Origin of the sequence: Dehalogenimonas etheniformans, assembly GCF_014672715.2 — a bacterium.
GTDB classification, from domain to species: Bacteria; Chloroflexota; Dehalococcoidia; order Dehalococcoidales; family Dehalococcoidaceae; genus Dehalogenimonas; species Dehalogenimonas etheniformans.
On record NZ_CP058566.2, the window covers coordinates 488,378 to 507,642 of the forward strand.

A 19,265-nucleotide genomic window follows, 5' to 3' on the forward strand; every position below is an offset into this window, starting at 1 on the left:
CGGCTAATGACAAGCCCCAATAAAACAGGCATTTTTACAACCACACGGCCCCAGCTTCTCGCCTCGATTCACCAGCCATCGGCGCGGTGGCATCCGGTGCTCGGTTGGAAATCCTGCGCGCCGGTGCCGCCAGATCGCGCCGGTTTGCTGATGCTCTCAAGGGGAGGCATTCAACGTTAGAATGAGTCCGATGGTCCGACCTTGTTTTCCTTTCGAACGGGACAGCCTAGCACACGCGCGCAGCCCGTCAAGGCAAGCTGCTTCGCAGCCGCATTTCATGCGTCCTTGACCGCCTGCTTATCCGCGTGCGCTCCTTCCGGATGGCTGTCCGAAAGGAAAAATCAATTTGGAGGGAACGATGGCAAACGAGACTTGCGGAATAAAAAGTTCTTGCCTTATTTCTGAAAGGGATGTAGAGTGCCGCAATATTTCCTTGAAGGAGTCGCCCATGCCCCAAGCCTTGAAGGCGGCCATCTATTGTCGGGTTAGCACCGATGACCAAGAAAGGGAAGGGACGAGCCTGCAGACCCAGCAAGCGGCTTGTGAGACCTACTGCCAGCAGAAAGGCTTTAACGTCACCCATCGGTTTATCGAGACTTTCTCCGGCCTGACTTTAGATCGTTTGAAACTCCGAGACCTTCAAGGAAAAGCGAGAGCACGCGAGTTTGATGTCATTGTCATTTACTGCCTTGACCGCCTGACCCGTAACCCCACCCATGGAGTTATCCTGGGCGAGGACTTCAATAAACTGGGAATTAAACTTGAGGCTGTCACTGAGACGATTGAGAGCAGCGAACTAGGGAAGCTGATTAGCTACGTTAAAGGTTATGCTTCGAACCTTGAAGCCGAGCGTATTAAAGAGAGAACCATGCGCGGCAAGATGGCACATGCAAAGGCCGGAAAGCTACCACAGGGAACAGGCATCGGTATCTATGGCTACCAATGGAACAAGGACACCGGATGCCGGACGATCATCGAGCATGAGGCGAAGGTGGTACTCCGAATCTTTGCCGATATTGTCGCCGGAAAGAGTGTTAATAGCATTGCCTTATCTTTGAACAAAGACGAGATACCGACGAAATCGGGTTCTCTTTGGTTTCCCTTGACCGTGAGAAGAATTGCGCTCAATCAAACTTATACTGGTAACACCTATTACGGGCAGACTAAACGAGTTGGCAAGAACAAAGTCATAGGGCAACCGAAAGAGAGTTGGATACTTTTACCGGATGTCACCCCGCCCATTATCACCCAAGAGATGTTCGACAAGGCACAGGACGCCATCAAGAATAGACTTACAGTAAGGCCACTAAAACCCAATGCGGCTTATTTGCTCACGGGCTTTATGAAGTGTCCAAAATGCGGTTCAACCATCGGGGGCACCATGCTGTCGGGGAAGTACCGCTACTACCAATGCCGAGGTTCCAAGCCTACAGCGACCAGAGGCAAGATTTGCGATGCTGGATACATCAAAGCCGATGAGATTGAGGCCAAAATTTGGGACAGGATTGTAGGTGTAGCTTCCGACCCGCTTCAAACTCTTGCTTTCGGCAATTCGGACAAAGACCAACGAGAATTACTGCCGATGCTTGAGAAGCAGATCACAGAGCTAAGAACGAAACTCAAAGCCTACCCACAGAAAGAAAAGAACCTGTACGGACTCTTAAACCATGAGCAAGTCACACCGGAATATGTACTTGAAGCAGTGAGCAAACTCAAAGAGAAAAAGGCCGAGGAAGAGCAGCAGTTAAAGGGACTCATTGAGACCCGCAACAGGGCAGGCAAGGCCGCGAGTATTCATCTTAGCGACGAACAGATAGCGAATATGGTAGACAAGAAGCTGTCGGCAACTTCAAGCCTTGAGGACAGACGTAAATGGCTTGAGGCCTTAAGAGTAAAGATTATCGCCCAGCCGGGCAGCTTCAAGCTGATTTGCTTTTACGACGCCAACATTGACTATACGGATTTCCTTGAGGAGATGCCGTACGTTGACACGAGCGCGGGCGAACTATGCCCTAATACCGATGACCCGATGTACAGTGACTACGCTAAAGGTGTTAAGGATTTAGTCACCATTGAACGAACATCGGCATCACAACATGGACATAGTTGTCAGTTCCGACTGGTCTTAACACACCGGGTGAAGAAGGACCGGTGACCTCGAGGGCGACCTGGTCTTCCGAGAGCACACTCAGGACATCCAGCAAGTATTTGCCGTTGAAGGCGATCTTTGATTCTTCACCGGAAACCGCGGCGTCCAATTCCGCCTGGTCATCGCCGATCTCTTCACTTCTGGCGGTTATCGACAAACGGCCGGGCGTCTTGCCTCCACCCGGGGTCATGATGAGGCGGACGATACCGCCGCCGTCCCGGGCAAAAATCTGGGCGGTCTTGGCGGCCATCAGGAACTGCGCAACCTCGATGACGGAACGTGTGGTGTGGGACTGAGGAATAATCTGGTTGTATTGCGGGAAGGATCCCTGCAGCAGTTGAGACACCAACTCGATGTTCTTAAGACGGAAGAGTATCTGGCTCTTTTGCGAGTCTACGGTTATGCCGATGGATTCCTCGCCATCGGTGATCAACCTCGAAACCTCGGACAGGGTCTTGGAGGGGATGATCGCCTTAACTTTTTGCGAGGCTGGTTCGGTCAAGGCCATCTTATAAACGGCCAGCCTGAAGCCGTCGGCGGCGGCCAGGGTCAGGACCCCGCCTTCAAACTCGGCATTGATGCCGGTCAAGACGGGGCGGCTCTCATCGGTGGCGGCCGCAAAAACGACCCGGGCGATGCCTTTTTTGAATTCATTGACATCGATCTTGACCGAGACGCCGCCCTCCACCTTAGGAATCGGCGGAAAATCCTTGGCGTCGACACCGGTCATGCGGGCTTCAAACCGGCGGCATTTCAGAGTCAGTATCTTTTTGGCGGAAAGGGCCATTTCGATCTTGTCATTGGGCAGGGTGGCGACGAAGTCGGTGAGGAGCTTGGCGGGAACGGTGGTGGCGCCCTCTTCTTCTACCTTGGCCCCGATCCAGCAGGATACGGCCATTTCAAGGTTGGTGGCCGACAACTTCAGCCTTCCCTCGTCGGTGGACAGAAGCACATTATTGGTTATCGGCAGGGTCGAACGCGACGCAGCGGCGCGTCCAACGATCGCCAGCCCTTTAGAAAGGTTCTCTTGCAAGCAGGATAAACGCATTTCGGGGTCCTCCGGTTTCACTAGGTAGTGACAGATTATATACCGCCAACTGGCACTAGGCAATCATTTTTTTGGGCGATTCCCAAAGATTTTATTAGCGGACGTTATTCGTACCGCAAAGCTTCAACAGGGTCGAGCCGGGCGGCGCGTCCGGCGGGATACAACCCGGCCAGAAGAGAAATGACGGTGGTCAGGGCGATGACGCCGGGGATTAGCCAGAAACTGAATACCGAGAGTTCGAACCCGGGGAAGTTAGACAGAAACGTACGGGCGCCGATCACGTTCAGCGCCTGCCCAAGCATGAGAGCCAGTAAGCCGCCGGCGGCTCCGCCCAGGAAACCGAGAGCCGCTCCTTCGGCGGTGAAAAGCGCCCTGATATTGCCGCGGGTGGCCCCGACGGCTTTCATGACACCGATCTCCCGGGTGCGTTCGTGGATAGCCATGAGCAGAGTGTTGATGATGCCGATGGCGGCGACGACGAGAGCGATGATGCCGAAAGCCGAGAGGCCGACCTGGATAACGCTGAACACCCTGTTGATCTCGGCCAGGATGTCATCCGCGGTCAGGGCGTTGAAGCCCAGCGATTTAACCGTGGCGGCAACCGAGGCGACCTCGGCGGCGCTCCGGGCCTTGACCTGGACGGTGAAACCCGGTTGCTGTTCGGAATAGCGCAAGGGGTTGTCCTGGTAGTAGCGCGCCATCTCTATGGCATCGGTTTGGGTGATGATCACTTCGGCTGAGGAGACTTTTTTGTCGATTACTCCTACGATGGTGAAGGTGAAATTACGGGTGTCGGTGTTGTAGGCAAACTGCTTGCCGACGGACACAGTAACCGTTTTACCGATAACCGATTGATCGACACTCCAGCCGAAGGCCGTCAGGTAGTCATAGGAGATGAGACATTTCCCGACGTCGGCGTCAGCGATAGTCGAACCGAGAAACAGGGGCCGGATAGCGGCCTCATAGGCCGGGACGCCGCTTACATCGACAGTGTACATCTTGTCGCTGCCTTCGGGCTGGACGTAACGTGCTTGAACGCTGACCAGGTAATCCACCCGTTCGACGCCGGGAACCGATTTTATCTTCGAAATATCTTCAGCGGTGAAAGGCTGCACCACGGTGCTGACGCTGGTAATCTCCTGAGGTCCGCCGTTGCCTCGAAAGACGTTAATGTCCCGGCCGGAAGAGACGATAACGGCGTCCTCTGGGAAGGTCTGGCCGAACTGGCCGACGATGAAGCCTTTCAAGCCGTCGCCGAGAGAAGCCATCAGGGCGATGAGGGTGGCGCCGATAACCACCGCTGCAACGGTCAGGACGGTGCGGAGCTTGCGCCGCCAGAGGTTGGAAAAAGCCATCGATAAAATTTCGCTAAACCGCACGAGTGTCCCCGATAAATAAACCATCGCGAAGGGTGACGACTCTCCGGGCGCGCCTGGCAAGTTCGGCGTCGTGGGTGGCCACGATCAGGGTGATGCCGTGTTCCCGGTTCAGGCTGCCGAGAAGCTCCATGATACGAACGCCGTTGACCGAGTCAAGGTTACCGGTAGGCTCATCAGCGACAATGATGCTGGGGTTGGTCACCAAGGCCCTGGCGATGGAAACACGTTGACGCTCACCGCCGGAAAGCTGGTTGGGGCGGTGATCCGTTCTCTGGCTCAAATCCACGGCTTCCAGGGCTATCCGCGCCCGGGACAGCCTTTCGGTTTTGTCAGTACCGCTGAACAGGAGCGGAATGGCCACGTTTTCCAGGGCGGTGTAGGTGGGGTGGAGATGGAAGGCCTGGAAGACGAAACCGATGTTGCGATTGCGATAGACGGCAAGTTCTTTGTCCGAGGCGCGGCTCAAATCATGCCCGTCCACGGTGATACTGCCCGATGAGGGTGTATCCAGGCCGCCGATAAGGTGGAGGAGGGTGCTTTTGCCCGAACCCGAGGGTCCGACGAAGGCGGCGAACTCACCCTTCGGAATATCGATGCTGACGCCGGCCAGGGCGTGAACGAACTCTTCCCCCAGGTGGTAGTCTTTTTTAAGTTCGCGGACTTCAATGAAAGCGGTCATGTTTGGTAAGAGTATGATCTAATCGATTTCCTGGACCTTGAGCAGGTTGGTCGTCCCGGCTTTACCGAGCGGAATGCCGCCGGTCACGATGATATTTTCCCCGCTTTTGGCGAGCTCGATCTTTTTGCAGATATCGACCGCGGTTGAAAAGAGGTTGTCAACAGTTTTCGGGGTGGAAATTTGATGCGCCTGGACGCCCCAGTTGAGGATGAGCCGCCGGCAGGTATCGATGTTGGGAGAAATGGCCAGGATCGGGGTGCTGGGTCGATATTTGGAGACCCGGCCCGCGGTGGATCCGGATGAGGTGAAGGCGACGATAGCAGCAGATCCCAACCGTCTGGCGGTGAGGCAGGCATTGTAGGAAATGAGCTCCTCAGTCTGGTTCGAGAGCCAACTGTCGCGCTCGGCGATCCATTGATCGTAGGGCAAATCCTTTTCGGTCTCGACGGCTACCGCCGCCATCATCGCCAGCGCCTGGACCGGGTATTTGCCGATCGAGGTCTCGGCGGAGAGCATCACCGCGTCGGTGCCATCGAAAATGGCGTTGGAGACATCGCTGACCTCAGCCCGGGTGGGGCGGGGCGAGTTGATCATGGATTCAAGCATTTGGGTTGCCGTTATCACCGGCTTGCCGGCGCGATTGGACTTGTGAATGATCTCTTTTTGAACCAGGGGGAGCTTTTCCAGGGGGATGTCGACGCCCAGGTCGCCACGGGCGACCATTATGGCATCCGATTCCGCGAGGATGGCATCAAAGGCCTTGACAGCGGTGCCGCGCTCAATCTTGGCGACCAGAGGGATGTCGGCGTTTTTCTTTTTAAGGAGTTCCCGTACCTGGATCATGTCGTTGGCTTTACTGACAAAGGAAAGGGCGATGAAATCCGGTTTTTGGCTGACGGCGAAGTCAATATAGCTTTCAAGCTGTCCGGTCAGGAATGGCATGCTCGATGTCTTGCCGGGCACAGCGATGCCCCGACCGGGAGTTAGCTTGCCGCCGACAAGGACGGTACAGCCGACTTCTGTCTGTTCGACAGTATCACATCTCAGTTGGAGGGCACCATCGTCCAGAAGAATGATATCGCCGGGTTTGACGTCATCGGTGAAGGTAGGCAAATTGACTGAAACCAGCGACCCGTCTCCCAGAACTTGCCTCGTGGTTAAGGTAATCGGATCGCCTTTTTTAAGCTGGACTGAAGGGGCTTTGAGCGGTCCGGAGCGGTATTTGGGTCCGGGAATATCGATGAGGACGGCGACGGGGATGCCCAGTTTGGCGCTCTCCGAACGAACCCTGGTGATATATCCGGTGTGATCATCAAGAGTACCGTGGGAGAGGTTCAGCCGAGCAACGTTCATTCCGGCCTTGATCAGATCAGCCACTACTTCCGGCGTACCGGTGGCCGGACCGATGGTGGCGACGATCTTGGTGCGTCTAAATATTCGGATTTTCGTGTTCGGCATATCTGGCATTATCACACATCGACAAATCGCGCTCAAAGAAACGATTAATTTTCATCTGCCATACGCTTGATTTCGTACAGGCGGTCGAGGGCTTCCTTGGGGGTCATAGAATCAGGATCAAGCTTTTTGATTTCATCGACGACTTTAGGTGGTCGGCTGAAGAACGAGAGTTGGGGCGCTTCTTCAATTCCTGCCACCTTGCGGGTTGCCGGCACCACCCTGGCGGTTTCCAGTTCGAGCAGGATGCGGTTGGCGCGGTTGATGATGGCCTTGGGAAGCCCGGCCAGCTTGGCAACGTGGATTCCATAGCTGCGGTCAACCCCTCCGGGCTGGACCCTGTGGAGGAAGACCACGTTACCTTTGTCCTCGGTTACGGCTACGTTGAAGTTCCGGACGCGAGGCAATTTTTCGGATAGTTCAACGAGTTCGTGGTAGTGGGTCGCAAACAGCGTCCGGGCACCGATCCGGTCGTGGATGAATTCCACCACGGCGCGCGCTATAGCTAGCCCGTCATAAGTAGAGGTGCCACGGCCGATCTCGTCGAGGATCAGGAGGCTTCTGCGCGTTGCGCTCGATAGAATTGCCGCCGTTTCCACCATCTCGACCATGAATGTGGACTGCCCCGAAGCCAGGTCTTCGCGGGCGCCGATTCGGGTGAAAATCCGGTCGCAAATGCCGATTTCAGCCCTGGCAGCGGGCACGAACGAGCCCACCTCTGCCATCAGAACGATGATCGCGGTTTGCTTCAGGTAGGTGGATTTGCCAGCCATGTTGGGGCCGGTGAGGATTATCACCTGACTTCCCTCGTTCTCGAGGGTCAGGTCGTTGCTGATAAAGTTGCCCGGGCCAACGCACAGTTCGACCACCGGATGACGACCGGCGGTTATCGCGATGGGCCCCTGGTCCCTAATCTCGGGTTTAACATATGAATTGGCGGCAGCGGTTGCGGCAAATGACGTGAAAACGTCCAACCGGGCGACGGCATCCGCCAGGGTGAGGAGGGCATCCGCTGATTGGCCGATCTGGCCAAGAATTTGGCGATAAAGGGAACTCTCGATTTCAGCCAAGCGTTCTTTTGAACTCAGGATTTGCGCTTCGTATTCCTTGAGCTCAGGGGTTACGTAACGCTCGGCGTTGGCCAGGGTCTGCTTGCGGATGAAACGGTCGGGGACCTGGGCTAAGTTTGCCTGAGACACTTCCAGATAGTAGCCGAAAACCTGGTTATAGCCGACCTTCAAATTCTTGATGCCGGTTTTGACTCTTTCCTCAGCCTCCAGCCTGGCAATGAAGCTTTTGGCATTTGTGGCCAGGTCCTTGATCTGATCGAGGTCGGCGGAAAAACCGGAGCGGATGACGCCGCCTTCACCGACGGCGGAGGAGGGTTCGGGTTCGACGGATTTTTCGATCAAAGAGATGAGATCGGGGTGTTCTTTCAGTTCGGACCTTAATCCCTCGAGCGGTGCCCCGCGGAGCGCCCGCGCCAGTTCCGGGACGGCCTCCAGGCTGCGCTTTAAGGCAATCAGTTCTCTCGGCAAAGCGGCAAAGTTGCGAATTCGGTTGGCCAACCTTTCGATGTCGGCGACGGGCTTTAACCACCGGGAGATTTCCTCACGGGCGGCGTTGTTGCTCAGGATAGCCTCGACGATCATGTGCCGTTCGATAATTTTCTTCGAGTCGAGCAGGGGCTGCCCAAGCCACCGGCGCAACAGACGGGCACCCATCGGTGATTTGGTGGAATCAAGGACCCCGAGCAAAGAACCGGCGATGGCACCGGTGGTGGCGTTTTTGAATATCTCAAGGTTGTTTACTGTGTTCTCGTCAAGAGCCATGTATTCGCCGGTCGAATAGGCTGAAAGATGGCTTAAGCCTGCGATTGAATCTTTATTAGTCTCTTTTAGATATGCGACGATAGCCTCGGCAGCGGAAACAGCCAGAGGCCAGTGTCCTACACCGTAACCTTCGAGGGTGGCGACGCCGAAATGCTCTTTAAGCAGATCGGCTGCCGTGGCATTATCGAATCGATAAGAATCGAGTTCAGAAACCGGTACGGGCGATGAAGGCCGGTAGCCGCAACCTTTGGGCACGATAATCTCGGCGGGGGCGAGACGCTCGATTTCGCTTTCGAGTCGGGCGGCTGGGAACTGCGTGGCTGCAAATTGCCCCGTCGAGATGTCGATATAGGCCAGTCCAGACTGTTCCTCCCCTGGGACTACGGCCACCAGGTAGTTGTTAGTTTTGATGTCGAGGAGCCCGGGCTCGATGACCGTGCCTGGGGTGACCAGGCGTACTACTTCGCGGTCCATGAGTCCCTTGGTATCGCCGGGGCGAGCGGTCTGCTCGCAGATGGCTACTTTATGGCCGCGGTTGATGAGGCGGGCGAGGTAGTTGTCGACCGCATGATATGGGATGCCCGCCATTGGTACTTTAACGCCTTTACCCATTTCACGAGCAGTGAGGACGATCTCGAGTTCACGTGCCGTGAGTTCGGCATCGGAGTCGAACGTCTCGTAGAAATCACCGAGGCGAAAGAAGACTATCGCTTCGGGATAGCGACGCTTGATGCGCAGGTACTGGGAGCGGAGGGGGGTAAGGCTTTCGGTCACAGCGGTCATTTTACCCGATGTATTGGGAGGGTGTCACCCGGTAGTAGGTTGAGTATTTTTATACGGAAAAGGCACTCCGGAGGTCGAAAACGCGCTGAATGAGATCTTCAGCTCCAATCAAATCCGAGACAATGGCAAAGCATTTACATTCCCTTTCTGCCAGCGATCCGATATTCTCCCTGTTAATGCCGCCAATGGCGACGACCGGCAGGTGAGAACGTTTAAGGGCATATTCTAGCAAGGCAACTCCGCCAGGGGGCGCTGCATCTGGCTTGGTGGAGGTGGCGAACACGGGGCCAACGCCGAGGTAATCGACCTCGGGGATTGTCAAAGCTTTGTCGATTTCTTCAGGTGTAGCGACCGAGAGTCCAATGAGCATGTCTGCGCCGACGACCCGGCGGGCGGCGTCGGAGGGAAGATCGTCCTGCCCGAGGTGAAGGCCTTCAGCCCCGCAAGCTATAGCGAGTCCGGCGTCGTCGTTGACGATGAAACAAGCGTCGTATTCGCGGCACAGTCGGCTGATGGCGACACACTCCTCATACTTACGGCGCATCGGGAAGTCTTTCTCACGGTACTGGATGATCTTGATTCCAGCCTTCAACAAAAAACGGGCGGTCTCCACATTGCCCCGGCTGCCCGAACAGGCATCAGACAGGATGGCGTAGATATCGGTCTGTGGAAGGTTTTTTTTCATCGGGATTGCCCGTGCTAGGCTCCCTGGACGGCTTTCGAAAAAGCCTTCCAGAAGGGGTCAACGATCGGATGGACAAGGCGAGTCTCTCGGCCTCGGTCGACGAGTACCATCCCGGCTTCGGGCGGGGTCAATTCCCCGATGATCGACGACGGGATTCCTTTAGCACTGAGCGCCTGGATGATGTCGCAAGCCTTATGCGGCCGGCAGGTGATGATCAAGGTGCCTTCGGAAATGGCGGCGTAAGGATCGCTTATACCGAACAGGCGGCAAATTTCGGGCACGCCGTCGGCGACGACAATGTCGTCTTTAATGATCCTGGCGCCCAAGCCGGCGGCCTGGGCTACCTCGAATAAGCCGCCCCAGATGCCGCACTCCGTGGCGTCATGCATAGAACTAACCCCGTTGTCGCGGACACCTACCGAGACCGCGGCCAGGGCGTCATCGACCACCGACATCCGGTAAAAAAGCCCCTCGGCGCGGCGGGCAAAATCATCTCCGAATTCCTTTGCGATCAGACCCGGGAACACCGCGGCGAAGATACCGCAGGCTTCAATGGCGGGACCTTTGGTGACAATGATCTTGTCGCCCTCCTTGGCGAAACGCGGGGATACGTATTCAGAAAGTTCACCGGTGCCAATCATGGTAGCGCCCCCGACCATGGGATAGTTGCAGCCTTCATAACGGGCGGTGTGGCCGGTGATAATATTAATACCCATCTTTTCGCATTCCCGGTGCATGACCTCCCACATTGAAGCCAACTGTTCCTTGGTCATGTCCATCGGTAGATTGAGGTCGATCGACAGGAATTTGGGCTTGAGACCTGAAGTGACCGAATCCGAGGCGATGATGTGAATGGCGAACCATGCGGCGCGCTCGAAGCCATATTGAGGCACGATGAAAATAGGATCGGTAGTGAATGATACCGCCTTGCCGCCGATCTCTGCGATGCCGACGTCGACACCATGCTGAGGACCGACCAGAACCTTATCACTTTTGGCGCCAAGACGGGGGAAAATTATCTCCCGGAAAATTTCCGGAGAGATTTTGCCAATTTCAGGCATTTCAGCAGTGGCCATAATTAATAAACTCCTTACATAAAATAAATTCCGGAAGGCAATGCGCTTCCGGAATTTATCTACTTCCCTACGCTCGCATTACCGAGACCAGGTTCCAAGGGTCGCCCCGATCAATAATCGGGTCTCTCAGCCTTTCGGCTCCCCCAGTAAATCCTATTCAATTGTAGGTTATGATAGCATAAATTAAGGGCGGCTAATAGCGTAGCACCGCGGCGACACCGGTGTCGCTCGGCAGTTCATCCGATTTGAGAGAATACACGTTGCCGCCAGTGGCAAGTGTTTTCTTGATCAGAAACTCTATAAGATCGTAAGCGCCGTTGGATGGTTCTTTGACTACCTTGACGCAATGTTCGGCTTCGTCGAAGGCGCCCCAGCGCTCCAGTCCTTCGGCGAAGAAAAGAGAATAAACCCGCCCGTCGACCGCTGCCGGAATGACCTGCGCCAGATCGCTGATCGAAGGACCCTGGCCGGTGGCATTGATATATTGGGAAAGCCTCTTAGACTGCTCCTGCATGAAATATGGGCGCACTAATTTCCAGGCATTTTTCTGCAGAGTATCCGGGTTTACCCGGTCCGGGTTGCCTTCAATGCCTTCGGAGAGCAAATTGTCGTAGCTGCAAACCGTTCGGAATAGAGCACGGTGGTTTTCTACTCCAGCAACGACAAGGGGCGCTTTTTCACCGGCCAATACGGTTTCCAGGCTACGGTTTACCTGCTGGAAAAATATGGCCGCGCGTTCCTTTTCCAGGTCATTGGGGGCGCCTTGTCCGTGGAACATGGTAGCCCCGGCTCCTAGGGTATGTTGCTGGAGCTGTTTTTCAGCTTCGTCATAACGCATGGATTCCTCAAGGCTATGCGGCATCTTAACCGGAATGATTTCCTGGCAATTACCCATCAGGCACCTGAAAAAAGCCGCCCGGTTCAGACTTAGGGCCAGAAGATAATAGACTCCATCGTTGATCACTAGAGGCAAAAGGGGCTTTATGAAGTACTCGCCGGATGCCACCGCGGTCTCGGCGACCTCAAAGGGCAGATTGAAATGGGAGAATGAATTTCTAGAAATAAAGAGGGCGAGTCCTTCCTCCTGGTGCTGCCAAAACAGAGCATCCCGGAGCAATTCCCGGGCGGGCGAAAGCAGATTGCGGGCTTCCGCGGTTTTCAATCCCATTTGAGTGAGTTTGGTTTCGGCATCATCAAGGAGATGCCGCAGGAGCAGGGGATCGCCTTCCATATCGGCAACGCGGTGGGTGGGCATGTAAATAGAGACTGCCGGACCATCCGGTTTTTGAAGCAGGGTCAGCAGATCAGCTTTTCTCAACACATCCATGGGGTAACATTCCTCCTTGTTATCAATAGTTTTATATAAAATCCATCTTATCGCCGGAGTCAGTCAGAACCTTGCTCACGACCCGACGGCATATATTATCGTGTGTCGGGCGCTCATCCGCTATCCGTAATCATACTTATTCTCCGCCCGTTGGGTACGTATTCAACGACGGTTCCCCAGCCTTAACAACTTCCGCGAGTTAGGTACCCCGCATCGAATAATTGAGTAATTCTACGGATTTTAAAGTCTGTCCCGGAGGGTTAATATAGAGGTAACAAAGCCGCCGCCGACGTGGCAAGAATTCGATAATCGGTGAACGAGGAGGGACAGAATGGAAGAGAACACAAACAGAGGTTTACTGGCAGGGCTGTTGATGGGGACAGCTATCGGTGTCGGTCTGGGCTTATTGTACGCTCCCAGGAGCGGCGCCGAAACCAGGGACATGCTGCGAAAACGTGCTGATGAAATGAAAAGCCGCGCTGAATCCCTGGGCAATTCAATCCGGGATAAAGTCGCCGCAATCGGTCATCCAATAGGAGGTGACGGTTCGGGAGAAGCAGAGCCTTAAACCGCGAGATAAATAAGGGAGGTTGGATTATGGAGAAAGGAAAAGTCATGGGAATTGCTGCCGGTGTTTTAGCCGGGGCGGCCTTTGGGGCTGGCGCAGCGTTGCTGCTGGCTCCACAGTCCGGCCGAAAAACTAGGAGCGATATCCGAAAACGAGCAGAAGACCTGAAAGCGCGAGCCGACAGCTTTGTTGCTGATATCAAAGAACGCGATGAAGCCTTTTGCCAGGCGGTCAAGGAAGGCGCTGACGATTACCGCCGGGATATGATGGCAAAGTACGGATAACTTAAAGAGCTGCGATTCGTTGTAAAAAATAAAAGGAGGAATCAAATGGAAAAAGGTGTGACCAAAGGTTTGGCAATCGGACTCATCGTCGGGGCGGCGATCGGAGCTGGGCTGGGACTGTTGTATGCCCCTCAGTCGGGTAAAAAGACCCGCAAGGAGATCATTGACAGGGCTGAAGACTTCACCGACACCGTCAAAGAGCGTGCTGAAAAATTCAGTGACCTGGTGGGCAGCAAGACCGATAAATACCGCAAAAAGATCATGGAATCGATCTCCTAAACGGACGATCCCCGAGAAGCAGGAAATGGATTAGACATAAACCCTATCTTCCCGTGCCTGGCAACAGAAGCCAGCCGAAAGGACAATAACTCGGCTGGCTTCTGTTGTTCTGCAGTGAACCGGATTTGTTGTAAGATATTTCGAGCGAGGTCATTGTTGGAAGCCGATTTCAAGGGCCGGGCGCGTTTGCGCAACGAAGCCGGGACTGTCCGGACGATGGTCAGCATGTATTGCGGTGAAATCCACCGTTCAAAAGAGCTGTGCAATGAATGCCAGGAACTGACCAATTACGCCATGGAGCGGCTCGACAAGTGCCCTTTCGGCGAGGGCAAAACGGTATGCTCGCTGTGCGAGGTGCATTGTCACAAGCCTGAGATGCGACGGAAGATCCGTGATGCTATGCGATATGCCGGTCCCAGGATGATCTCAAGACACCCATTGCTGGCCATCAACCATCTCATTCACAAGCGGCGCAAAAAGCCTGTTCCCCAGAGTTGAAATGCATTTACCCCGGTCCGGCAGTTTGTGAAGAATATGGCCATCTATCCGCGTCCAGGGTATAGATAAGGCCCTCGCAAGTGTTGCCGCCCCGGACCGATTCCGCGTAATATCCAGCCTGGACCATGCCCAGACGGGAGGCTAACCTCCGAGAGCGGAAGTTACGGGGATCGACGTCGACAGTGATTCTGCGTTTGCCCAGGGCACTGAACAGATGGGAGGTGACCGCCGGCACTGCTTCTGTGGCATAACCTTTGCCTTGAAATTCCGGAGCTAGGGTGAATCCCAGTTCAACTTCACCACGCTCGGCGTTAACGAAATGGATTCCGATATCGCCTATCAAGATGTGATCGTCGCCGAGGAAAATACCCAGTTGGTACCAGGTTCCCGGTTGATCAAGCTGATCTGCGGTGCCGGAGATGAAGGCGGCCGCATCGGATATCGCGGCAGGGTGAAACGATTGGTAGAGGTAAACATCCGGAAGCGACCGGTATGAGAACAACGCCCCGGCATCACCCTGATTCAGCTTCCGAAGCCGGAGTCTTTCAGTTTGGATCGAAACTTCAGCAGCCGGCAAAGAGTTTACCCGACGCCTCAAGTTACAACAGCCCTTCAGCCTGACGCGGCTGGCCTTCCCGGAAGAAACCGATGCGGATCCGGGCCCCTTTCTCCAGACGTGATAAAGCCAGGTTGAGGTCTGAAGCGGTGTTCACAGCCGTGGCGTCGATCCGGGTGATGACGTCGCCGGGTTTGAGACCAGCTTGTGCCGCGGGCATTCCGGGTTTAACTGCGCCGATGTAGGCGCCCGAGAGAACCCCCAGGCCATGAGCGGCGCTATACTTGGCGGCATCAGCCACAGAAGCGCCGAACGAAGGCGCCTGGGAAGCCCTGGCTTGCGAAAGGTAATATTCAAGCTGCTGACGGTCGAAACCGATCACCAGTTTGCCATCGATGTCGGTAACCGGAACAGCCATTCTGCCGGTTCGCCGGGCCAATTCTTGGGCGGCAGAGGCGTCACGAGACACGTCAATCTCTTCAAAGGGTATACCGCGTTGTGAAAGGAACTCTTTCACGGTATGGCAGTGCGGTCAGGTCTGAGTGGTGTAAACGGTCACTTTCATATCTATTTTACCTCATAATTAGTATATCGCTACTCTTTGTTACGCTCAAAATCCGGAAGTGACTTGCTCGCGAAGGAACGGTATTATTACTGTTTGATAACAAGCCTCAGAACCTGGAGGAAGGCGAATGGAAGGACATGGTGAATCCAAATTGGCGGTCATTGCCGCTATTATTGCCAATCTGGCTATCGCCGTCATCAAGTTCATCGCCGCAGCTATCTCGGGTTCTTCGGCGATGATATCCGAGGGTATCCATTCCCTGGTGGATACAGGTAACGGAGGCCTTATCCTTTTAGGGATGAAGGAATCCAAGAAGAGCGCTGACGCGTTACATCCGTTCGGATATGGAAAATCGTTGTATTTTTGGACACTGGTAGTTTCAGTATCAATCTTCGGGATCGGCGGCGGATTGTCACTCTATGAAGGCATCTCGCACATTCGTCACGTCGCCCCCGAAGCGGTAACCTCGAATCCGACGATCAACTACATTGTCCTCGGCATCGCTACTTTGATAGAAGGATGGTCGTTTTCGATAGCTATCCGAGAATTCCGCAAGTCGAAGGGGCAAAAGCGATCGTGGCAGTTCATCAAGAGTACGAAGGATCCAAGTACTTTCACCGTCGTCCTGGAAGACGGCGCTGCCATGCTGGGTTTGATTTTTGCTTTCCTCGGCGTCTTCTTCGGTCATCTCTTCCACAACCCGTACCTCGACGGTACGGCTTCGATCATAATAGGTTTGCTGCTCATGAGCGTGGCTTTCGTTTTAGCCTTTGAAACTAAAGGATTACTCCTAGGGGAAGGCGCAGATCCACAAACCGTTGCTGACATCCGCCTGAAGGTAGTATCCGACCCAGCGGTGGATCAGGCTGCAGAAATCTTGACGATGTACATGGGCCCTCACGATCTTCTGGTCAACCTAGGAGTCAAATTCAAGACAGGCATCACCGCCGAAAAAATGCATGACGCGATTCACCGGATAGAGAAGAACATCAACGCTGATTACCCTGAGTGTGTCAGAGTATACATCGAAGTAGAGTCACTGGGTAGGAGTCAATCCCCGGACGAATCCGAATGAAAAAGCCCCCTCTATTGAGGGGGCTTTCAGTATCGGTATCACCTTGCTTATTGGGCGACGACCCGGCGCCGGCGATCGATCTTACCCGGAATAACTACCGGCTCTTTTTCGGCGATCGCTTCTTCCTGGCTAAGGTGACGGCCAGGATAATTGACCCAACCGCATTGAAAACATTGCTCGTAGGCGCCGTATTCATCGCTGTCGCCGTAGAGGTCGCCGACGTGACAGCGCGGACAACTCTTGATCTTGTACACTGGATCCTCCTTCTTGAATCGATCCGAACACCGACATTTTATACCCAGTGGGAGACGATGTAAGTGACCAAGGTCACTCAGTCGGCCACGAATGCGATCTCATTCTTATTATCAACAGATTGCATTCACACTCTCTCCATATTCGGTTGATATGATGGAAGAAACGGAGAACCCGGGCCTTTTCCATTTACGTCCGCATAGGACGTGACCAATATCAATTGATTGCGCCCTTCGAAAGAACAAGGATATATTATGGATGTGACTAAAAAGATCCTGGTAGTGGACGACGAACAGAAAATTGTGGATATTGTGCGCGCTTATCTGGAGCGAGAAGGCTTCCGAGTGCTTACCGCTTACGACGGTGAAACAGCCCTGAAAGTATTCCGCCAGGATAAGCCTGATCTTATCGTACTCGACCTGATGCTGCCGAAACTATCCGGGAACGACGTCTGCCGCATTATCCGAAAAGAATCGGAAGTTCCGATCATCATGCTTACCGCCCGTGATGAACTGACCGACAAGATCGTCGGGCTGGAAATCGGCGCCGATGACTACCTGACCAAGCCCTTCGAAGGGCGGGAACTGGTGGCCAGGGTGAAGGCGATACTGCGGCGAACCGAACCAAGAGCGTCTGTTCCACTCGTCCGGTGTGGAGACATCACGGTGGATACCGAGCGACGGCAAGTCAAAGTCAGGGACCGGATAATCGAACTCACCACCACTGAATTTGAATTACTCAAACTGTTGGCGTCATATCCTGGTAAGGTGTTTTCCCGGACTGACTTGCTTGACCGGCTCCAGGGCGACGCCTACGAGGGTTACGAACGGACTATCGACAGCCACATCAAAAACCTGAGGCGTAAGATAGAGCCCGATGTGGATAAACCTTCCTACATTCATACCATTTACGGTGCAGGTTACAAGCTGGAGCTGCCTGCGTGAAAAGCCTGGCCTGGAAAATCGGCGGCGCTCTCGTCCTGACCGCACTCATTGCCGTCTCAGTCATGGCATACTTAACAAACGAGAATACGCACCGGGAGTTCCATACTTATATCCAGGCTAATCCGGCTTTCGAAGATACTGTCGCCCGAACCCTGGGACTGGTCTATATCCGTGGCGGCTGGTCGGGGCTAGCTGATGTGCTACCGCAGATGCTGGCCTTCGAAGGCGACCGGCTAATTGTGGCCGACGTCAACAACATAATCGTCGGCGATTCGGCGGGGCTGGCGATCGGTCAGACGGTTGGCCAGGCCCAGTTGACCGGAGGACATGAAGTTGAAGTAGCGTCGGGCTTTCCCAGTCCCGGCGACGGACAGGTGGTAGGACAATTTTTCTATCTCGGGCAGGCGGGTGGGGTGCTCGACGCAGAGCAGACGTTCTTGAGTCAAACCAACCGCTGGCTATGGCTTTCGGGCGGCATCGGCGTGGTCATTGCCGTGGCGCTGGCGGCAGCGCTGGCCTATAGTTTCATCCAGCCGCTTCGCGCACTGAGCGCTGGCGCCAACGAGATTGCGGCCGGCAACCTGGGTTACCGGGTGAGGGTGAAGTCCAGGGATGAGACGGGAAAATTGGCCGAATCATTTAATATTATGGCCGGGTCGCTCGAAAAAAGCGAACAAGCCCGAAAACGGCTGCTGGCCGATGTCGCTCACGAATTGAGGACGCCACTGACCATCATTAATGGTACGGTGGACGCCATGATCGACGGCGTAATGCCCAAAGACGAGGGGCAATTAAAGATCATCAAGGGTGAAACGGTGGTACTAACTCGCCTGATCAGCGACCTCCGTGATCTGTCCCTAGCCGAAGCCGGCAAGCTCAAATTGGAAAATTCAATGATCGACCTGACCGACCTGGTGCAATGGAAACTCGACCAGTTCCGCCCGATAGCAGAAGCCAAAGGCGTGACGATCAAGTTCGAGGACGGGAACGAAATGTTGCCGGTATCCGCCGACTGGGTGCGCATGGAACAGGTGCTGGCCAACCTGTTGTCCAACGCCATCCGGCACACCCCGGAAGGGGGGGCGGTCACCGTTCATCTGTCTCAAACGACCCTAAAGGGCAAACCTTCGGTAACCATCGCCATAGCCGATACCGGAGAAGGCATTGTCCTGGAAAAGCTGGAGCATATCTTCGATCGATTCTACCGCATTCAGGATTCGAGGGCGCGGACCGAGGGTAACGGCGCCGGATTGGGGTTGGCCATAGTTAAACAGATGGTGGCGGCTCAAGGCGGCGAGGTAACGGTGACAAGCGATCCAGGCGAAGGGTCCACTTTCCTTGTTACGCTACCGGGAATCGAGAAACCGTCCGACCAGGTCAAGCCCGGATCATCACCAGAAGCATCTTGAATGGGGTGACGGCTCTGATGGCATGGGGCTCGTTGGCCGGCATGATGATCATCTGACCTTCGATCACCCGGTTCTTTTGGCCCGAGATGCTTATCTCGGCTTCGCCATCAATAGCATAAACGAAGGCATCAAACGGCGCCGAATGTTCCGATAAGCCGTGCCCGGCATCGAAGGCGAAGACTGTTATGGTCCCGGCTTTTTTGTCTGCCACGGTGCGGCTGACCACCGCCCCGTCCTGATAGCCGATCAGCTTCGCCAGTTCCACTACCCGTCCGACCAGCGATTCCTGTCTCGTCATAATCTTCCCTCCGATGGTTCTTTGTTTCAGTGTATCACACCAAACTACCGGGTTTTACATCATTCAGTCGCTGGGTTATACTCTGCCGGAAAAATCGCCGTTTTTCACACCAAGATTCAATCTG

General features: G+C 54.7%; 20 protein-coding genes, 1 pseudogene and 1 riboswitch. Of the genes and pseudogenes, 8 read left to right on the plus strand and 13 right to left on the minus strand.

Features of this window, described 5'->3' with window-relative positions:
- Positions 1–358: 358 nt before the first annotated feature.
- The gene (locus HX448_RS02510; RefSeq protein ID WP_102330602.1) at positions 359–2,155 is read left to right on the plus strand and encodes a recombinase family protein; all 1,797 of its coding nucleotides are present in this window, start codon (positions 359–361) and stop codon (positions 2,153–2,155) included.
- Here HX448_RS02510 and dnaN read toward each other — a convergent pair.
- The 8 genes from dnaN to HX448_RS02550 all read right to left on the minus strand — a co-directional run bounded on the left by dnaN (position 2,067) and on the right by HX448_RS02550 (position 12,413).
- Complete coding sequence (gene dnaN, locus HX448_RS02515; RefSeq protein ID WP_102330603.1) at positions 2,067–3,197, minus strand: DNA polymerase III subunit beta; 1,131 nt, start codon at positions 3,195–3,197, stop codon at positions 2,067–2,069. The two genes, HX448_RS02510 and dnaN, sit on opposite strands and share 89 nt — an antisense overlap.
- Positions 3,198–3,301: 104 nt before the next feature.
- Positions 3,302–4,576 (minus strand): ABC transporter permease, encoded by a 1,275-nt coding sequence (locus HX448_RS02520; RefSeq protein WP_162485967.1) that lies wholly within the window; start codon positions 4,574–4,576, stop codon positions 3,302–3,304.
- Entirely contained in the window at positions 4,566–5,255 is a 690-nt protein-coding gene (locus HX448_RS02525; RefSeq protein WP_102330605.1) for an ABC transporter ATP-binding protein, read from the minus strand. The genes HX448_RS02520 and HX448_RS02525 overlap by 11 nt, the downstream gene beginning before the upstream one ends.
- 18 nt (positions 5,256–5,273) lie before the next feature.
- On the minus strand, positions 5,274–6,713 hold the full coding sequence (gene pyk / locus HX448_RS02530) for a pyruvate kinase (RefSeq protein ID WP_162485968.1): 1,440 nt from the start codon (positions 6,711–6,713) through the stop codon (positions 5,274–5,276).
- A gap of 44 nt (positions 6,714–6,757) precedes the next feature.
- Entirely contained in the window at positions 6,758–9,325 is a 2,568-nt protein-coding gene (mutS, locus tag HX448_RS02535) for a DNA mismatch repair protein MutS (RefSeq protein ID WP_102330607.1), read from the minus strand.
- 49 nt (positions 9,326–9,374) lie between these two features.
- Positions 9,375–10,010, minus strand: coding sequence for a thiamine phosphate synthase (gene thiE, locus HX448_RS02540; protein WP_102330608.1), 636 nt, complete (start codon positions 10,008–10,010; stop codon positions 9,375–9,377).
- Positions 10,011–10,024: 14 nt separating this feature from the next.
- The gene (locus HX448_RS02545) at positions 10,025–11,086 is read right to left on the minus strand and encodes an AIR synthase family protein (protein ID WP_102330609.1); all 1,062 of its coding nucleotides are present in this window, start codon (positions 11,084–11,086) and stop codon (positions 10,025–10,027) included.
- Between the two features lie 47 nt (positions 11,087–11,133).
- A riboswitch (TPP riboswitch) is annotated at positions 11,134–11,241 on the minus strand.
- A 38-nt stretch (positions 11,242–11,279) separates the two neighbouring features.
- Positions 11,280–12,413 carry a baeRF3 domain-containing protein gene (locus HX448_RS02550; RefSeq protein WP_102330610.1) on the minus strand — a complete coding sequence of 378 codons (1,134 nt, stop codon included), beginning with the start codon at positions 12,411–12,413 and terminating at the stop codon, positions 11,280–11,282.
- A 331-nt stretch (positions 12,414–12,744) separates the two neighbouring features.
- On the opposite strand from HX448_RS02550, the gene HX448_RS02555 reads away from it, so the two are divergent.
- The 4 genes from HX448_RS02555 (at position 12,745) to HX448_RS02570 (ending at position 14,042) form a co-directional block, all read left to right on the plus strand.
- Positions 12,745–12,981, plus strand: coding sequence for a YtxH domain-containing protein (locus HX448_RS02555; RefSeq protein WP_102330611.1), 237 nt, complete (start codon positions 12,745–12,747; stop codon positions 12,979–12,981).
- A gap of 29 nt (positions 12,982–13,010) precedes the next feature.
- A complete protein-coding gene (locus HX448_RS02560; RefSeq protein ID WP_102330612.1) occupies positions 13,011–13,265 on the plus strand; it encodes a YtxH domain-containing protein in 255 nt (84 codons plus the stop codon).
- Positions 13,266–13,310: 45 nt separating this feature from the next.
- Positions 13,311–13,544 (plus strand): YtxH domain-containing protein, encoded by a 234-nt coding sequence (locus HX448_RS02565; RefSeq protein WP_102330613.1) that lies wholly within the window; start codon positions 13,311–13,313, stop codon positions 13,542–13,544.
- 156 nt (positions 13,545–13,700) lie between these two features.
- Entirely contained in the window at positions 13,701–14,042 is a 342-nt protein-coding gene (locus HX448_RS02570; RefSeq protein WP_226846816.1) for a nitrous oxide-stimulated promoter family protein, read from the plus strand.
- Between the two features lie 7 nt (positions 14,043–14,049).
- Here HX448_RS02570 and HX448_RS02575 read toward each other — a convergent pair whose 3' ends face one another.
- From HX448_RS02575 to HX448_RS10745, 3 genes and pseudogenes are all read right to left on the minus strand, one after another.
- On the minus strand, positions 14,050–14,619 hold the full coding sequence (locus HX448_RS02575) for a GNAT family N-acetyltransferase (protein ID WP_162485969.1): 570 nt from the start codon (positions 14,617–14,619) through the stop codon (positions 14,050–14,052).
- A 22-nt stretch (positions 14,620–14,641) separates the two neighbouring features.
- Positions 14,642–14,899 (minus strand): PDZ domain-containing protein, encoded by a 258-nt coding sequence (locus HX448_RS10440; protein WP_484482095.1) that lies wholly within the window; start codon positions 14,897–14,899, stop codon positions 14,642–14,644.
- Between the two features lie 42 nt (positions 14,900–14,941).
- Positions 14,942–15,163 (minus strand): annotated as a pseudogene (locus HX448_RS10745) (glutaredoxin family protein); the annotation flags it as partial.
- 127 nt (positions 15,164–15,290) lie between these two features.
- Here HX448_RS10745 and HX448_RS02585 point away from each other — a divergent pair.
- Positions 15,291–16,238 carry a cation diffusion facilitator family transporter gene (locus HX448_RS02585; RefSeq protein ID WP_102330615.1) on the plus strand — a complete coding sequence of 316 codons (948 nt, stop codon included), beginning with the start codon at positions 15,291–15,293 and terminating at the stop codon, positions 16,236–16,238.
- A gap of 47 nt (positions 16,239–16,285) precedes the next feature.
- On the opposite strand, the gene HX448_RS02590 is transcribed toward HX448_RS02585, so the two are convergent.
- Entirely contained in the window at positions 16,286–16,492 is a 207-nt protein-coding gene (locus HX448_RS02590) for a hypothetical protein (protein WP_102330616.1), read from the minus strand.
- 258 nt (positions 16,493–16,750) lie between these two features.
- Here HX448_RS02590 and HX448_RS02595 point away from each other — a divergent pair, with 258 nt between their 5' ends.
- Together HX448_RS02595 and HX448_RS02600 are read left to right on the plus strand one after the other, a co-directional pair.
- A complete protein-coding gene (locus HX448_RS02595) occupies positions 16,751–17,434 on the plus strand; it encodes a response regulator transcription factor (RefSeq protein ID WP_102330829.1) in 684 nt (227 codons plus the stop codon).
- On the plus strand, positions 17,431–18,843 hold the full coding sequence (locus tag HX448_RS02600) for a HAMP domain-containing sensor histidine kinase (RefSeq protein ID WP_102330617.1): 1,413 nt from the start codon (positions 17,431–17,433) through the stop codon (positions 18,841–18,843). Before HX448_RS02595 ends, HX448_RS02600 begins: the two co-directional genes overlap by 4 nt.
- Here HX448_RS02600 and HX448_RS02605 read toward each other — a convergent pair.
- Positions 18,812–19,141 (minus strand): cupin domain-containing protein, encoded by a 330-nt coding sequence (locus HX448_RS02605; protein ID WP_102330618.1) that lies wholly within the window; start codon positions 19,139–19,141, stop codon positions 18,812–18,814. The two genes, HX448_RS02600 and HX448_RS02605, sit on opposite strands and share 32 nt — an antisense overlap.
- Positions 19,142–19,265: the final 124 nt, after the last annotated feature.

What these genes read in the sequence shown, in the direction of transcription:
- HX448_RS02550 (WP_102330610.1), bottom strand. Translation starts at nt 12,413, where the DNA reads ATGGATGTGTTGAGAAAAGCTGATCTGCTGACCCTGCTTCAAAAACCG.
- HX448_RS02585 (WP_102330615.1), top strand. Translation starts at nt 15,291, where the DNA reads ATGGAAGGACATGGTGAATCCAAATTGGCGGTCATTGCCGCTATTATT.
- HX448_RS02560 (WP_102330612.1), top strand. Translation starts at nt 13,011, where the DNA reads ATGGAGAAAGGAAAAGTCATGGGAATTGCTGCCGGTGTTTTAGCCGGG.
- thiE (WP_102330608.1), bottom strand. Translation starts at nt 10,010, where the DNA reads ATGAAAAAAAACCTTCCACAGACCGATATCTACGCCATCCTGTCTGAT.
- HX448_RS02555 (WP_102330611.1), top strand. Translation starts at nt 12,745, where the DNA reads ATGGAAGAGAACACAAACAGAGGTTTACTGGCAGGGCTGTTGATGGGG.
- HX448_RS02545 (WP_102330609.1), bottom strand. Translation starts at nt 11,086, where the DNA reads ATGGCCACTGCTGAAATGCCTGAAATTGGCAAAATCTCTCCGGAAATT.
- HX448_RS02605 (WP_102330618.1), bottom strand. Translation starts at nt 19,141, where the DNA reads ATGACGAGACAGGAATCGCTGGTCGGACGGGTAGTGGAACTGGCGAAG.
- mutS (WP_102330607.1), bottom strand. Translation starts at nt 9,325, where the DNA reads ATGACCGCTGTGACCGAAAGCCTTACCCCCCTCCGCTCCCAGTACCTG.
- HX448_RS02525 (WP_102330605.1), bottom strand. Translation starts at nt 5,255, where the DNA reads ATGACCGCTTTCATTGAAGTCCGCGAACTTAAAAAAGACTACCACCTG.
- HX448_RS02510 (WP_102330602.1), top strand. Translation starts at nt 359, where the DNA reads ATGGCAAACGAGACTTGCGGAATAAAAAGTTCTTGCCTTATTTCTGAA.
- HX448_RS02565 (WP_102330613.1), top strand. Translation starts at nt 13,311, where the DNA reads ATGGAAAAAGGTGTGACCAAAGGTTTGGCAATCGGACTCATCGTCGGG.
- dnaN (WP_102330603.1), bottom strand. Translation starts at nt 3,197, where the DNA reads ATGCGTTTATCCTGCTTGCAAGAGAACCTTTCTAAAGGGCTGGCGATC.
- pyk (WP_162485968.1), bottom strand. Translation starts at nt 6,713, where the DNA reads ATGCCGAACACGAAAATCCGAATATTTAGACGCACCAAGATCGTCGCC.